The 14,625-nt window shown below is 67.4% G+C and carries 9 protein-coding genes; all 9 read left to right on the forward strand.

Going from position 1 to position 14,625, the window contains the following annotated elements; all coding sequences use genetic code 11:
* Positions 1-114: 114 nt before the first annotated feature.
* Entirely contained in the window at positions 115-2,586 is a 2,472-nt protein-coding gene (gene ligA, locus AC5P56_RS07285) for an NAD-dependent DNA ligase LigA (protein WP_185741890.1), read from the forward strand.
* A gap of 48 nt (positions 2,587-2,634) precedes the next feature.
* Positions 2,635-3,120 carry a GNAT family N-acetyltransferase gene (locus AC5P56_RS07290; protein ID WP_010480482.1) on the forward strand — a complete coding sequence of 162 codons (486 nt, stop codon included), beginning with the start codon at positions 2,635-2,637 and terminating at the stop codon, positions 3,118-3,120.
* Positions 3,117-4,073: an EF-P lysine aminoacylase EpmA gene (epmA, locus tag AC5P56_RS07295; RefSeq protein WP_014647654.1), complete on the forward strand. Its 957-nt coding sequence runs from the start codon at positions 3,117-3,119 to the stop codon at positions 4,071-4,073. Before AC5P56_RS07290 ends, epmA begins: the two co-directional genes overlap by 4 nt.
* Positions 4,074-4,211: 138 nt before the next feature.
* Positions 4,212-4,943, forward strand: coding sequence for a DUF3011 domain-containing protein (locus AC5P56_RS07300; protein WP_014647653.1), 732 nt, complete (start codon positions 4,212-4,214; stop codon positions 4,941-4,943).
* 47 nt (positions 4,944-4,990) lie between these two features.
* A complete protein-coding gene (mtnA, locus tag AC5P56_RS07305; RefSeq protein WP_014647652.1) occupies positions 4,991-6,055 on the forward strand; it encodes an S-methyl-5-thioribose-1-phosphate isomerase in 1,065 nt (354 codons plus the stop codon).
* Positions 6,056-6,352: 297 nt separating this feature from the next.
* Positions 6,353-9,073: a DNA gyrase subunit A gene (gyrA, locus tag AC5P56_RS07310; RefSeq protein WP_495231512.1), complete on the forward strand. Its 2,721-nt coding sequence runs from the start codon at positions 6,353-6,355 to the stop codon at positions 9,071-9,073.
* A 131-nt stretch (positions 9,074-9,204) separates the two neighbouring features.
* Positions 9,205-11,733 (forward strand): membrane-bound PQQ-dependent dehydrogenase, glucose/quinate/shikimate family, encoded by a 2,529-nt coding sequence (locus tag AC5P56_RS07315; RefSeq protein ID WP_495231513.1) that lies wholly within the window; start codon positions 9,205-9,207, stop codon positions 11,731-11,733.
* Between the two features lie 124 nt (positions 11,734-11,857).
* Positions 11,858-12,946 (forward strand): lysozyme inhibitor LprI family protein, encoded by a 1,089-nt coding sequence (locus tag AC5P56_RS07320; RefSeq protein ID WP_142234952.1) that lies wholly within the window; start codon positions 11,858-11,860, stop codon positions 12,944-12,946.
* Positions 12,947-12,993: 47 nt separating this feature from the next.
* Positions 12,994-14,625: a peptidoglycan-binding domain-containing protein gene (locus AC5P56_RS07325; protein WP_495231514.1), complete on the forward strand. Its 1,632-nt coding sequence runs from the start codon at positions 12,994-12,996 to the stop codon at positions 14,623-14,625.

Below are 14,625 nucleotides of genomic sequence, written 5' to 3' on the forward strand. Positions count from 1 at the left end.
GCACCTACCGGAGCGGGGAGTGCCCGTCGAGCACGCTCGACGCTGCAAGGGCGGGGCGTTACAGGGCCTGACGGCCGGGCGCGGTAGAATCCCCGGCCATCCCAGAACCACCGGATCCCGATGAGCCCCAGCCCCGCCGAACGCGCCGAAGATCTCCGCCGGCAGATCGCCCAGGCCAACCGCGCCTACCACGAGCTGGACGCGCCGGAGATCCCCGACGTCGACTACGACCGGATGGTGCGCGAGCTGGAAGCGTTGGAGCGCGAGCACCCGGAACTGGCCCGTGCCGACAGCCCGACCCAACAGGTCGGTGCACGCCCGTCCGGCCGCTTCCCCGAAGTGCGCCATGCGGTGCCGATGCTGTCGCTGTCCAATGCCTTCAGCGATGAGGAAGTGGCCGACTTCGTGCGCCGCATCGATGAGCGCCTGGGCCGCCGCAGCCTGCAGTTCTCGGCCGAACCGAAGATGGATGGCCTGGCGATCAGCCTGCGCTACGAGGACGGTCATTTCGTACTCGGCGCAACCCGCGGTGATGGCAGTACCGGCGAGGACGTGACCGCCAACCTGCGTGAAATCGGCGATGTTCCCAAGCGCCTGCACGGCAAGGACTGGCCGGATGTGCTGGAGGTGCGTGGCGAGGTGTACATGGCCCGCGCCGATTTCGAGGCCTACAACGAACGTGCGCGCCAGCAGGGCGGCAAGGTGCTGGCCAACCCGCGCAACGCGGCAGCGGGTTCACTGCGCCAGCTCGATCCGAAGATCAGTGCGCAGCGCCGGCTGAGTTTCTTCGCCTACGGCACCGGTGAAGTGCAGGGCGGCGAGCTGCCGGACACCCATTCGGGCACACTGGCCCAGCTCGGCGCCTGGGGCTTCCCGGTCAGCGGGTTGTGCAAGGTGGTGCAAGGCGCCGACGGCCTGCTCGGCTACTACCGTGACATCGGCGAGCGTCGCGATGGCCTGCCGTTCGACATCGATGGTGTGGTCTACAAGCTGGATGACCGCGCCGGCCAGCAGGCCATGGGTTTTGTCTCGCGTGCACCGCGCTGGGCCATCGCGCACAAGTTCCCGGCGCAGGAACAGAGCACCACGGTGGAGGCGATCGAGATCCAGATCGGCCGCACCGGTGCCGCCACGCCGGTCGCGCGGCTGGCACCGGTGGCTGTGGCCGGCGTGATCGTGTCCAATGCCACGTTGCACAATGCCGATCAGATCGCGCGTCTCGATGTGCGTGTCGGTGACAGCGTGATCGTGCGACGTGCTGGCGACGTGATTCCGGAAGTGGTCAGCGTCATCCTCGACCGCCGTCCACAGGGCACCTCGCCCTGGCAGATGCCGACGCGCTGCCCGGTGTGCGGCTCGGAAATCGTGCGCGAGGAAGGTGCAGCTGCGTGGCGCTGTTCGGGCGAACTGTCCTGCCCTGCGCAGCGCAAGGAGGCCATTGCCCATTTCGCTTCGCGCCGTGCGATGGATATCGACGGCCTCGGCGACAAGTACATCGAAACCCTGGTCGACGCCGGCATCGTCAGGAGCGTGGCCGATCTGTACCGGCTCAACCGCGACCAGCTGTTGCACCTGAAGCTGGTGCTGGATGCCGAGGACCCTTCCGCACTGGCCGCCGCGCTGAAGCTGCACCTGCCGGCAGAAGGCAGCGGCGCGGTGCTCAATGCGGTGCTCAAGCTGGATGGCAACGATCCGGCGTGGCGCGCGCAGGCGCTGGCACAGCCGGCCAGCTTCGAATGGAACACGAAGAAGATCGCCACCAGATGGGCCGACAACCTGATCGCGGCAATCGACGCCAGTCGCGCAGCCACGCTGGAGCGCCTGCTGTTCGCGCTTGGCATCGAGCACGTCGGCGAGAGCACGGCCAAGGCGCTGGCGCAGTGGTTCGGTGACCTGGAACTGATCCGCCACCTGCCATGGCCGTTGTTCAAGCGCGTGCCGGACATCGGTGGCGAAGTGGCGCGTTCTCTCGGCCATTTCTTCGAGCAGCAGGGCAACCAGCAGGCCATCGACGACCTGCTGCAGGTCGGGCAGGTGCGCATCAGTGATGTGCACGCGCCCAGTGCCAAGCTGCGCGAAGGCCTGGATCTGGCGCAACTGCTGGTCGAATCGGAAATCCCCGGCATCACCCGCCTGCGTGCGGAGAAGCTGGTGGCTGCCTTGCCGGGTGCCCAGGCGGTGCTGGATGCCGAGCATGGCCAGTTCGTCAACGCCGGCCTGCCGGACGACACTGCGCGCGGTCTGGCCGACTGGCTCGATGCCGATGGCCATGGCGCGATGCTGCTGGCAGCCGAGAAGGCGATGCAGCAGATCCTGGCCAAGGCGCCGGCGCTGGCCGAGATCGTGGCCGGCCCGCTGGATGGGCAGACCGTGGTGCTGACCGGCACCCTGGCCCAGCTCACCCGCGATGCCGCCAAGGAACGCCTGGAAGCGCTGGGTGCCAAGGTCTCCGGCAGCGTGTCGAAGAAGACCAGCTTCGTGGTCGCCGGCACCGAGGCCGGCTCCAAGCTGGACAAGGCGCAATCGCTGGGCGTGCCGGTGTGGGACGAAGACCGCCTGCTGGCCTACCTCGCCGAACACGAATGATGACCCGCCGGGTGCCCGGCGCCCGGCATGAAAGACGAAGGAACACCGATGCAGACCGCCCCGCTGGATTTCCGCCTGGCCACCCGTGCCGACGAAGAACTGTTGATCGCGTTGATGCGCGAGTTCTACGCCGAAGACAGGATCGACTTCGATGACGCGCGCGTGCGTCGCGGCGTGGACGCGCTGCTGGCCGATCCGCGCAATGGCGAAGTGCTGCTGTGGCTGGACGAGGCCGGCGAGGTGGTCGGCTACGCGGTGATCGCGATGGGCTTCAGCCTGGAGCAGGGCGGCCACTTCATGCTGCTGGACGAGCTGTACCTGAGCCATCGCGCGCGCGGTCGTGGTCGCGGCAAGCAGGCGCTGGCCATCTGTGAACAGCGCGCTCGCGGGCGTGGTGTCAGCCGCCTGCGCCTGGAGGTGAACCACCACAACGAACTGGCCCGCCGCCTGTACCTGGCCAGCGGCTACATCGACGACACCCGCGATCTGCTGACCCTGCCGCTCGACCATCCGCGCCCGGAGGGCATCCTGTGAGCGAGGCCCTGCTGCGCGCGCTGCAGCAGCGCGCCACGCTCAATGCACTGGTGCGCCGCTTCTTCGCCGAGCGCGATGTGCTGGAGGTGGAAACGCCGATCCTGTCGGTGGCAGGCAACACCGAGCCGAACATCGACAGCTTCCATACCGATTTCACCGGCCATGTCGATGCCGGTGGCCGTCGTCGCTGGCTGCGCACTTCGCCGGAATATCCGCTCAAGCGCCTGCTGGCGGCCGGTGTGGGCGACTGCTACGAACTGGGCCGGGTGTTCCGCAACGGCGAGGCCGGTGGCCGCCACAACCCGGAATTCACCATGCTGGAGTGGTATCGGGTCGGCTGGGACCACCACCGGTTGATGGAGGAAACCGCCGAGTTGGTCGGCCAGGCGCTGGCCCTGGTCGGACGCCGTGCAACGCTGCGTGTGTTGAGTTACCGCGAGCTGTTCCAGCAGCACGTGGGCCTGGATCCGTTCGAGGCCGATGAAGCCGCGCTGCGTGTTGCACTTGGCGACGTGCACATCGACCCGGTCGGGTTGACCCGTGATGACTGGCTGGACCTGTTGATGACCCACCACATCCAGCCGCAGTTCGATGACGCGGTGATGACCGTGGTGCATGACTGGCCGGCCAGCCAGGCCGCGCTGGCCCGCATCCGTCCGGGCACGCCGCCGCTGGCCGAGCGTTTCGAGCTGTACCTGGGTGCAGTGGAGCTGGCCAACGGCTATCACGAACTGAACGACGCCCACGAGCAGCGCGCCCGGTTCCAGCGGGACCAGCAGCGCCGCCACGAACGTGGACAGGTGCAGCCGGCCGTGGACGAGGCACTGCTGTCGGCGTTGCCGTCGATGCCTGCCTGTGCTGGCGTGGCGGTGGGCGTCGATCGCCTGTTGATGGCGATGAACCGCACGCCACGCATCGCCGATGTGCTGGCCTACGACTTCGCCCACGCGTGATCCCCGCGTGTTGCTGAACATCGCAGGCTGAACGAAACGCGGGTTCGGTGCGCTTGCGTCGGTAAGCACGATGATGCTCTTATCACGGCCAATGCCGGACACTGGCATCCAGTTCATCCATTCCTGCTGGGGAAGGCTTTGGTCAAGTGGTTCGCGGTTGTCGCTGCACCGGTGTACTCCATTGCGCTCTGGGGTGCCTGGCTGCCGTCGCCGGCGTCGGCCCAGCAGGTGGGCTACGACGATGAAGTGGTGACCTGCGAATCACGCGACATGGGTTGGGTGCACTGCGATATCGAGGTTGCCAACGGCGTCGACCTGGTGCGCCAGCTGTCCAGCAACAGCTGCATCCGCGGCAGCGAGTGGGGCACTGACCGCAGTGGTGTGTGGGTCACCCTGGGCTGCCGTGCCGAGTTCCGCGCCCGGCGCGCAGCGGGCGCGGCGCCGCCGGCTGACAGCTCGGGCAAGCGCCTGGTGCGCCGTGTGGTGCGCTGCGAGTCCAATGGCCGTCCGCAGAGTTGCCCGGTACGACTCGATGGCGCGCCGGTGCGCCTGCTGCGCCAGTTGTCGGTGTTGCCGTGCCGCGAAGGGCAGGGCTGGGGCTACAAGCGCAATGAAGTCTGGACCAGCCGTGGCTGCCAGGGTGACTTCGAAGTGGCCGATGACGATGGCCGCTTCGTCGACATGCCGCGCCGCCTGACCTGCGAATCGAAGTCGAAGAAGCGGCGCTTCTGCGGTGCCAGCATCTCGGTTGGCGCCGTGGTCTCCGAGCAGCTGTCCAGCACGCCCTGCGAGGAAGGCAGTACCTGGGGCTGGAGCCGCAACGGGATCTGGGTGGACGGCGGCTGCCGCGCCGAATTCTCGGTGAATTGAGCCCGGGCAGGCTCCAACCCTGCGGGGCGTGGCCCTACAATGGGCCCATGAACACTGCCTCTGACATCGACTACGCCCGTTACGACCACATCCGCCCGATCCTGTGGACCGGCGATGCCCTGCAACTGCTGGACCAGCGCAAGCTGCCGTTCGTGGTCGAGCACGTGGTCTGCCATGACAGCGACGAGGTTGCCAGCGCGATCCACGCATTGACCGTGCGTGGCGCGCCGGCGATCGGCATTGCCGCTGCCTGGGGTGTCGTGCTGGCTGCACGCGAGGTGCAGGCCGCCGATGGTGCGCACGCCCTGCAGCAGCTGGAACCGGCCCTGCAGCGCCTCAATGCATCGCGCCCGACTGCGGTCAACCTGGCCTGGGCGCTGGCGCGCATGCGCCGTTGCCTGAACGCCGCCGGCGCCGACTGGAAGGCGTTGCTGGAATCGGAAGCGCAGGCCATCGCCGAGGAAGACCTGGCCGCCAACCGCCACATGGGTGCACTGGGCGCGGGCCTGATCGAGGCTGGCAGCGGCGTGCTGACCCACTGCAATACCGGCTCGCTGGCCACTGCGGGGTTCGGTACCGCGCTGGGCGTGATCCGCGCCGGCATGGCCCAGCACCGCATCGCCCGCGTGTTCGCCGGCGAGACCCGGCCGTGGCTGCAGGGGGCACGCCTGACCGTGTGGGAACTGCAGCAGGACGGCATCGATGCCACCCTGATCGCCGATTCGGCTGCCTCGCACCTGATGAAGACCGGCGCCGTGCAATGGGTGATCGTGGGCGCGGACCGCATCTGCGCCAATGGCGATACCGCCAACAAGATCGGCACCTACCAGCTGGCCATCGCCGCCCGCCACCACGGCGTCAAGTTCATGGTGGTCGCACCGTCCTCGACCGTGGACATGGAGACCGTGGACGGCAGCCAGATCGAGATCGAGCAGCGCGACCCGGGCGAGCTGTACGGCGTGGGGGGTACCCGTACCGTCGCCGAGGGCATTGCTGCCTGGAACCCGGTGTTCGACGTCACCCCGGGCGAGCTGATCGACGCCATCGTGACCGAGCGCGGGGTCATCCTGAACCCGACCGCCGGGAACATGCGCACCGCCTTCGGCGGCTGAGGCGGGCAGGAAGGTCCCGGGGTCGGATCCCTTTTCGCAGGAAAGGGCTCTGACCCCAGGCAGGCCTCATCCACGCACGGCGTGGATCTACTGATTTCGCGCAGCCGAGCATGGGCTCGGCTCTACAGGGGCGGTATGGGGCCCTAAGTTCCTGATTTGTGCCGGTAAAATCCCCGTAAAGGGAGGCGGAAAACGGCCTGTTGTGGTAGTATCCACAGGTTGAATCGAGGTTCCGGCGCGACCCCCTCCCGCAGAGGGCTGCGCCGGACTGGACCGCTACCAGACAACGGAACCCGAATGGCAGAAACCGCCAAGGAAATCATCCAGGTCAACCTGGAAGACGAGATGCGCAAGAGCTACCTCGATTACGCCATGAGCGTGATCGTGGGCCGCGCGCTGCCGGATGCGCGCGACGGCCTCAAGCCGGTGCATCGCCGCGTGCTGTACGCGATGAACGAACTCAACGCGCACAGCAACAAGCCCTACTTCAAGTCGGCGCGTATCGTCGGTGACGTCATCGGTAAGTACCACCCGCATGGCGATCAGTCGGTGTACGACACGCTGGTGCGCTTGGCACAGCCGTTCTCGCTGCGCTACATGCTGGTCGACGGCCAGGGTAACTTCGGTTCGATCGACGGCGACTCCGCTGCAGCAATGCGATACACCGAGGCGCGCATGTCGCGCCTGGCGCATGAGCTGATGGCGGACATCGACAAGGAAACCGTCGATTTCCAGCCTAACTACGATGAGAAGGAACTGGAGCCGACGGTCATGCCGACCCGGTTCCCGAACCTGCTGGTCAATGGTTCGGCTGGCATCGCGGTGGGCATGGCGACCAACATTCCGCCGCACAACCTGAGCGAATCGATCAACGCCTGCATCGCGCTGATCGACAACCCGGACATCGATGTCGACGGCCTGATGGAATACATCCCGGGCCCGGATTTCCCGACTGCCGGCATCATCAACGGCACTGCCGGCATCGTCGCCGGCTACCGCACCGGCCGTGGCCGCGTGCGCATCCGTGCCAAGGCCGATATCGAAGTGGCCGACAACGGCCGCGAATCGATCATCGTCACTGAAATTCCTTACCAGGTGAACAAGGCGCGTCTGATCGAGAAGATCGCCGAGCTGGTCAAGGAAAAGAAGATCGAAGGCATCAGCGAGCTGCGCGATGAGTCCGACAAGGACGGCATGCGCATCTACATCGAGATCAAGCGCGGTGAATCTGCCGAGGTTGTGCTGAACAACCTGTACCAGCAGACGCAGATGGAATCGGTGTTCGGCATCAACATGGTGGCGCTGGTCGATGGCCGCCCGCAGTTGATGAACCTCAAGCAGATGCTGGAGGCGTTCGTCCGCCACCGTCGCGAAGTGGTCACCCGCCGCACCGTGTTCGAGCTGCGCAAGGCGCGCGCCCGTGCCCACGTGCTGGAAGGCCTGACCGTTGCGTTGGCCAACATCGACGAGATGATCGAACTGATCAAGACCTCGCCGAACCCGAACGAAGCCCGCGAGCGCATGCTGGCCCGCGTGTGGGAGCCGGGCCTGGTCGGTGCGATGCTGGGTGCGGCCGGTGCCGAGGCCTCCCGTCCGGAAGACCTGCCCAAGGGCGTGGGCCTGATCGAGGGCGGCTACCAGCTGACCGAGATCCAGGCCACCCAGATCCTGGAAATGCGGCTGCACCGCCTGACCGGGCTGGAGCAGGACCGCCTGACCGACGAGTACAAGCAGCTGCTGGAAGTGATCGCCGGGCTGATCCACATCCTGGAAGATCCCGACCGCCTGCTGCAGGTGATCCGCGAGGAGCTGGTCAACGTCAAGGCCGAATTCGGCGACGAACGTCGCACCGAAATCCGCCACAGCGAAGAGGACCTGGACATCCTCGACCTGATCGCGCCGGAAGACGTGGTGGTTACCGTGTCGCATGCCGGTTACGTGAAGCGGCAGCCGGTGAGCGTATACCGCGCACAGCGCCGTGGTGGCCGTGGCCGCAGCGCGGCGGCGACCAAGGAAGAGGATTTCATCGAACAGCTGTGGCTGGTCAACACGCACGACACGCTGCTGACCTTCACCAGCTCGGGCAAGGTGTTCTGGCTGCCGGTCTACCAGCTGCCCGAAGCCGGTTCCAACGCCCGCGGCCGTCCGATCATCAACTGGATCCCGCTGGAGCCGGGCGAACGCGTGCAGGCCGTGCTGCCGGTGCGCGAGTACGCCGATGGCCAGTTCGTGTTCTTCGCCACGAAGAACGGTACGGTCAAGAAGACCCCGCTGAGCGAGTTCGCCTTCCGCCTGGCCCGCGGCAAGATCGCGATCAACCTGGACGAGGGCGATGCGCTGGTCGGCGTCGGCTTGACCGACGGCGAGCGCGACATCCTGCTGTTCGCCTCCAACGGCAAGACCGTGCGCTTCGGTGAAGACAAGGTCCGCTCGATGGGCCGTACCGCCACCGGCGTGCGCGGCATCAAGATGCCGCCGGGCGAGGAAGTGGTCAGCCTGATCGTGGCCGAGAGTGCCGGTGGCAGCGAGGACGAGAACGAGGACGACAGCGGTGTCGAGGAAGCCGCTGCCAATGGCGACGCGGTGATCGACGGCGCCGACGACGCCAGCGTTCAGTACATCCTTACCGCCACCGAGAACGGCTACGGCAAGCGCACCCCGCTGCCGGACTACCCGCGCAAGGGCCGTGGTACGCAGGGCGTGATCGGCATCCAGACCACCGAGCGCAACGGCAAGCTGGTCGCCGCAGTGCTGATGGGCTCCAGCGACGAAGTCCTGCTGATCTCCGATGGTGGCACCCTGGTGCGTACGCGTGGCTCGGAAATCAGCCGCGTCGGCCGCAACACCCAGGGCGTGACCCTGATCCGCCTGTCCAAGGACGAGAAGCTGCAGGCGGTGGAGCGCATGGATGCCTCGATCGACGAGGACGAGGATGAGGTGGCAGTGCCTGCCCCGACCACGACCACGACCGATGGCGCCCCGGCGGCTTCCAGCAGCGAGGACGCCGCACAGGAGTGATCCTGCCGCAAGGTTGAGCTACGCGACGACGCCGGCCCTGTGCCGGCGTCGTCGTATCCGGATGCCGCACATACGCGCGCGCTTCACGTCGGCGGTGGGATAACGGCGCATGCTGCCCCCGGAGATCGACGATGTCCGCCACGCCGCCGTCCGCTCCTGCTCCCGTCCGCGCCTCCCGGCATCCTCTCGTTACCGTGCTGTCGCTGCTGCTGGTCCTGCTCGGCCTGGTCATCGGCGGGCTCGGCGCATGGCTGCTCAGCCTGGGCGGCTCGGCGTACTACGCCATCGCCGGGGCCGGCCTGCTGGCCAGTGGCCTCCTGTTGTTCGGCAATCGCCGCAGCGGCGCGCTGCTGTATGCGCTGGTGTTCGCCGGTACGCTGTTGTGGACCTGGTGGGAGTCGGGCAGCGACTACTGGCGCTGGGTACCGCGGCTCGGCCTGGTGACCGCGCTTGGCATCGTGCTGGCGCTGCTGGCGCCCACCCTCCACCAACCGGTTTCCAGGCGCCTGTCGCGCAGCGTGGCCGGCGTGCTGATGCTGGTGTTCGTCGCTGCCTTCGGATTGGCGTTCGCGCCGCACGGCGAAGTGGACGGGCACCAGCCGTTCCCGGAAGGCGCGGCCAGCGTCGGGCTGGAACCGACCCGCGACACCACCGGCCTGCAGCCGGCCGACCAGCCTGCCGAAGGGGACTGGCCGGCGTGGGGGCGCAGCAATGCCGCCACCCGCTATTCGCCGCTGCAGCAGATCACCCCGGCCAACGTGGCCACGCTGCAGCTGGCCTGGCAGTTCCGCACCGGCGATATGCCGAAGAAGCGCTGGGGTGCGGAAACCACGCCACTGAAGATCGGCGACCGTCTGTACCTGTGCACCGCCCGCAACCGCCTGATCGCACTGGATGCGGCCAGCGGCAAGGAAGTGTGGCGGTTCGATCCGAAGGTAAAGGACGCTTCGATTCCATACACCGCCGCCTGCCGTGGCGTGAGTTATTACGAGCAACCGGCCACGCCGATCCTCGCCGATGCCGCATTGGCCGATGCCGCTGCTGATCTGGCGTTGCCGGAACCGCCGCCCAGTGCCACCCGCAGCGCTGCACCCGGCAGTCGTCCGGCATGCTGGGCGCGCATCATCGAGGGCACGCTGGACGGGCGCATCATCGCGGTGGATGCCGACAGTGGCCGCCCCTGTGCGAATTTCGGCAACAACGGCCAGGTCGACATCACTCTGGGCATGGGCGAGGTGCCACCGGGCTATGTGTCGATCACCTCGCCACCGGCCATCGTGCGCGGGGTGATCGTCACCGGCCACCAGGTGCTGGATGGTCAGCGCCGCGACGCGCCGTCGGGCGTGATCCAGGCCTACGATGCGATCACCGGCAAGCTGCGCTGGGCGTGGGACATGGACCAGCCCGAACGCAGCGGCCTGCCGCCGCATGAGCAGACCTACACGCGCGGCACGCCGAACATGTGGACCACCGCGACCGGTGATGAGGCGCTGGGGCTGGTCTATCTGCCGCTGGGCAATTCCGCTGGCGATTACTGGAGTGGCTCACGCACGGAAAACCAGAACCGCTACGCGACGTCGCTGGTGGCGATCAATGTGGCCACGGGCAAGCCGGCCTGGCATTTCCAGGCGGTGCGCAAGGATGTGTGGGACTACGACCTGGGTTCGCAGGCCAGCCTGATCGATTATCCGACGGCGGCAGGCAAGGTGCCGGCGCTCCTGCTGCCGACCAAGCAGGGTGATCTCTACATCCTTGACCGCCGCAACGGCCAGCTGCTGACCGCCGCCGAAGAGCGCAGGGTGCCGGTCGGCGGTGTCGAACCGGAACAACGCTCACCCACGCAGCTGTTCTCGCTGTATCACACGCTGCGCCGGGAGCATGACCTGACCGAGCGCGACATGTGGGGCATCACCCCGGTCGACCAGCTGATCTGCCGCATCCAGTTCCGCAAGGCGTACTACGAAGGCTTCTACACCTCGCCGAGCAGTGATCGCCATTCCATCGAATATCCCGGCTACAACGGCGGTTCGGATTGGGGAAGTGTGTCCATCGATACGCGCCGCGGCGTGATCGTGGCCAACTACAACGACATGCCCAACTACAACCGGCTGGTGCCACGCGCCGAGGCCGACAGGCTGGGCTGGCTGCCACGCGAGAAGGTCCGGTTCGACAAGGGCGGCGCCGAAGGCGCGGGCGACCCACAGGTGGGCACGCCCTACGCCATCCAGGTAAACGCCGGTTGGCGCCTGCCGTTCACTGGTCTGCTGTGCAAGCAGCCACCCTATGGCGGCATCCGGGCCATCGACCTGCGCACCGGCAGGCTGCTGTGGGACCGTCCGTTCGGCAGTGCGCGCGGCAACGGACCATTCGGCATCCGTTCGGGCCTGCCCATCGAGATCGGCACGCCGAACAATGGCGGTTCGGTAGTCACCGCCAGCGGCGTGATCTTCATCGCCGCCGCCACCGACGACCTGCTGCGCGCCATCGACCTGAAGACCGGCAAGGAGCTGTGGCATGCCAAGCTGCCCGCGGGTGGCCAGGCCAATCCGATGGTGTACGCGCAGGGCGGGCGCCAGTACGTGGTGATCATGGCTGGCGGCCACCATTTCATGGAAACGCCGAAGGGCGATTACGTGATGGCCTACGCACTGCCGAAATAGCGCTGCCGGCCTGAGTGCGGCCTACGGGCTGTGACCGCTGGTCGCTGAAGTTGCGCTGGCGACCGGGCAGCATCCATCATCGGAACAGGACGGGGCCGGCCAACGCCCCCAGGGAAGGAAACGCATGCTGAACTCCGAACGCCTGCCGGGGCGTGCCACCCGGCTGCTGGCAGGACTGCTTCTGCTTGGCCCTTGCCTGTGGGCAAGCGCGCAGGCGTCGCCCCAGCCCGCCGCACGCAAGGTGCCCAGCGGTGCCGAACTGATCGCAGGCGATGCGCGCTCTCTGAGCCCCGCCCATGCGCCCTGCATGGCGGCCGCAGGCACCGCGCTGGACGCCCGTCGCCGTTGTGCCGACGCTGAACTCAAGGTGCACGACGATGCACTCAATGCCGCCTACAGCGCGGCGCGCTCCACACTGACCGCCAGTGATCAGCAGGTGCTGCGCGATCTGCAGCGGCAATGGCTGCACCAGCGCGACAGCCGGTGCCCGGAAGGCAGCACGGCCGTTGCCCAGCTGGATTCACAGCAGTGCCGCACGCACATGACCCTGCTGCGTGCCCGCCAGTTGCAGGGCGGCGGTGCGGCGGCGCTGGTGGCGGAAGCCAAGGCGGCCCCGGCGCCGGCGCAGGCCGCTGTGCATGCCGCCGATGCCGCGCCCGACAAGCAGGGCAGGATCGTCCTGCGGCCCGGCGAGGGCAGGCTCACACCGGCACTGCAGGTGGTCTTCCAGGTGACCGATTGCAGCGGCACCGACAACGTGACGACCTGCCAGGTGCGGAGCATGGGCGTGACCCGTGGTGGGCGCAACGTGGTGGTCACGGACGTGCAGCCGCGCCTGACCCGCGCCGGCACCGGTGCCCAGGGTGCGACCGCCGTGCTGCTGACCGTTTCGGATTTCAATGGTGATGGCGTGCCGGACCTGCAGGTGTGGCAGGACAACAGCGGTGTCTACAACGTTCCGGTGCATGCGTTCTACCTGTTCGATGCCAAGCGCAACCGCTATGTGCGTGCCAAGGCGTTGGAAGCGGCCATCGGTGGGCGCGACATCGACCATATCGACAATGGGCGGTTCGTGCTTCGCGCGAAGGTCAGCCCGTGCGAGCGCGAGGACAAGGTCATCCAGCTGCGCGGAACCGGCACTCGCACGTTGCTGCAGCGCCGCTATGACACCTGCAGGGGCGAGGTCCCGACCGAACCGGACCTGCTGAAGTAGGTCTTCCCCCGACGAATGGATGCGTTCCGGAACTGGAGAGCTGAAGGATGAGCGAAGGCTATGGAAAAGGTGGGTCGGGCTTCGGCCTGACCCGGGACCAGTCGGTCGAGATGATCGTGCGTACCTGCATCGACAACGGCATTGCCGACCATCGGCAGATTGCCTATGTGCTGGCCACGGCGCAGCACGAATCGCGTGATTTCGCCGCGCCCGAGGAAGACTGGGGCAGGAAGCAGGCGGTGGATCTGCGCTACTTCGGCGGCGAGGAGTACTTCGGCCGGGGCTTTGCCCACCTCACCCACGTCAACAACTACGAGCGGCTGGGCGAGGCGCTGGGGATCGGCCGCGAGCTGGTCGAGCATCCGGAACGGGCTGCCCAGGCAGACATCGCCACCAAGGTGCTGGTGGTGGGGATGCGCGACGGCCTGTTTGGTGCGCGGCTGTCCGACAACGTCAACGCCAACCATGCCGACTACCGGCAGGCGCGGGCCTCGGTCAATGGCGGTGAGCTGAACAACGGCAGTCCCTATCCAGACGCCATCGCCACACGGGCCACTGAATGGGAATCCCAGGTTGCCGGCCTGGTCCAGCGTGTGCAGCAACCAGGCTTCCAGATGCCGGTGCCGACCCCCCAGGCGCCCGCCGGGGCGATGGACCTGCACCGGGGTGACGCCAACCAGCACGTGCTGGAAGCGCAGCAGTACCTGCAGCGCTTGGACATCCGCAACAACGCCAATGCCGCGATCAAGCCCGACGGTGATTTCGGCGCCTCCACCGAGCAGGCCGTGCGCCGCTTCCAGACCGAGCGGGGTATCAGCCCGGCCAATGGCCGCATCGACGCTGCGCTGCTGGAACGCATGCGCAGCGACACGCTGGCGGTCGATCCGGACTTCAAGCGCCGGACGGTGACCGACCTGACCGGGCCGCTGGCCGACGGCAACCTGGGCCCCGGTGAGAAGGGCGAGCCGGTGTTCGAAATGCGCCGGCAGCTGGAGGCGTTGGGGTACCTGACCGAACCGAACCCACGTGCCGAGCGCGATGCGCGCACGTTTGATGCCGGCATGCAGGCGGCCATGCGCAACTTCCAGCAGGACTATGGCCTGCCGCTGCGCCCCGGCGGCGTCATCGACACGGATGCGCGCCGGCAGTTGAACGATGCCGCCGTCGCTCGCGAGCATGCGCCGACCACCGAGTTCGACCGCGCGGAGAACTGGCCGCCGCAGCGTCCGCCCTATACGCGGGCGGAGTTCCAGCCGGAGCAGGTGCAGGCGCGGCAGCAGGCAGCGGCGAATGCACCGGTCGCTGGTCCGGCCGCGCCGGAGCCCGCACCGCAGCCCAATGGCATGGAATCGCTGTCGCCCAGGGACGCCGCGCTGTTCGAGCGCATCCGCCAGGGGGTACCTGGCACCATCGGCGACGAGCACGTCATGCAGGCAGTGCTGGAGTCCAAGCGCAACGGCATCGATGATGCCGCGCGCGTCGACCGGGTGATGATGGCCGGAGATCGCCTGTGGGTTGCCGGGTTGATTCCTGGTGAGCGCGCCAGTGTGGATACGGCACAGCCCGCGCGCTCGATGGAGGAAACGGTGAATGATCTGGCCGGTGACAACCGGCAGCGCGAGCACCAGCTCACCCTCGAAAGCCGCCAGCATGAGAACCGCGGGCCTTCAATGGCCTGA

Source organism: Stenotrophomonas sp. YJH_SMC_131 (assembly GCF_059367975.1).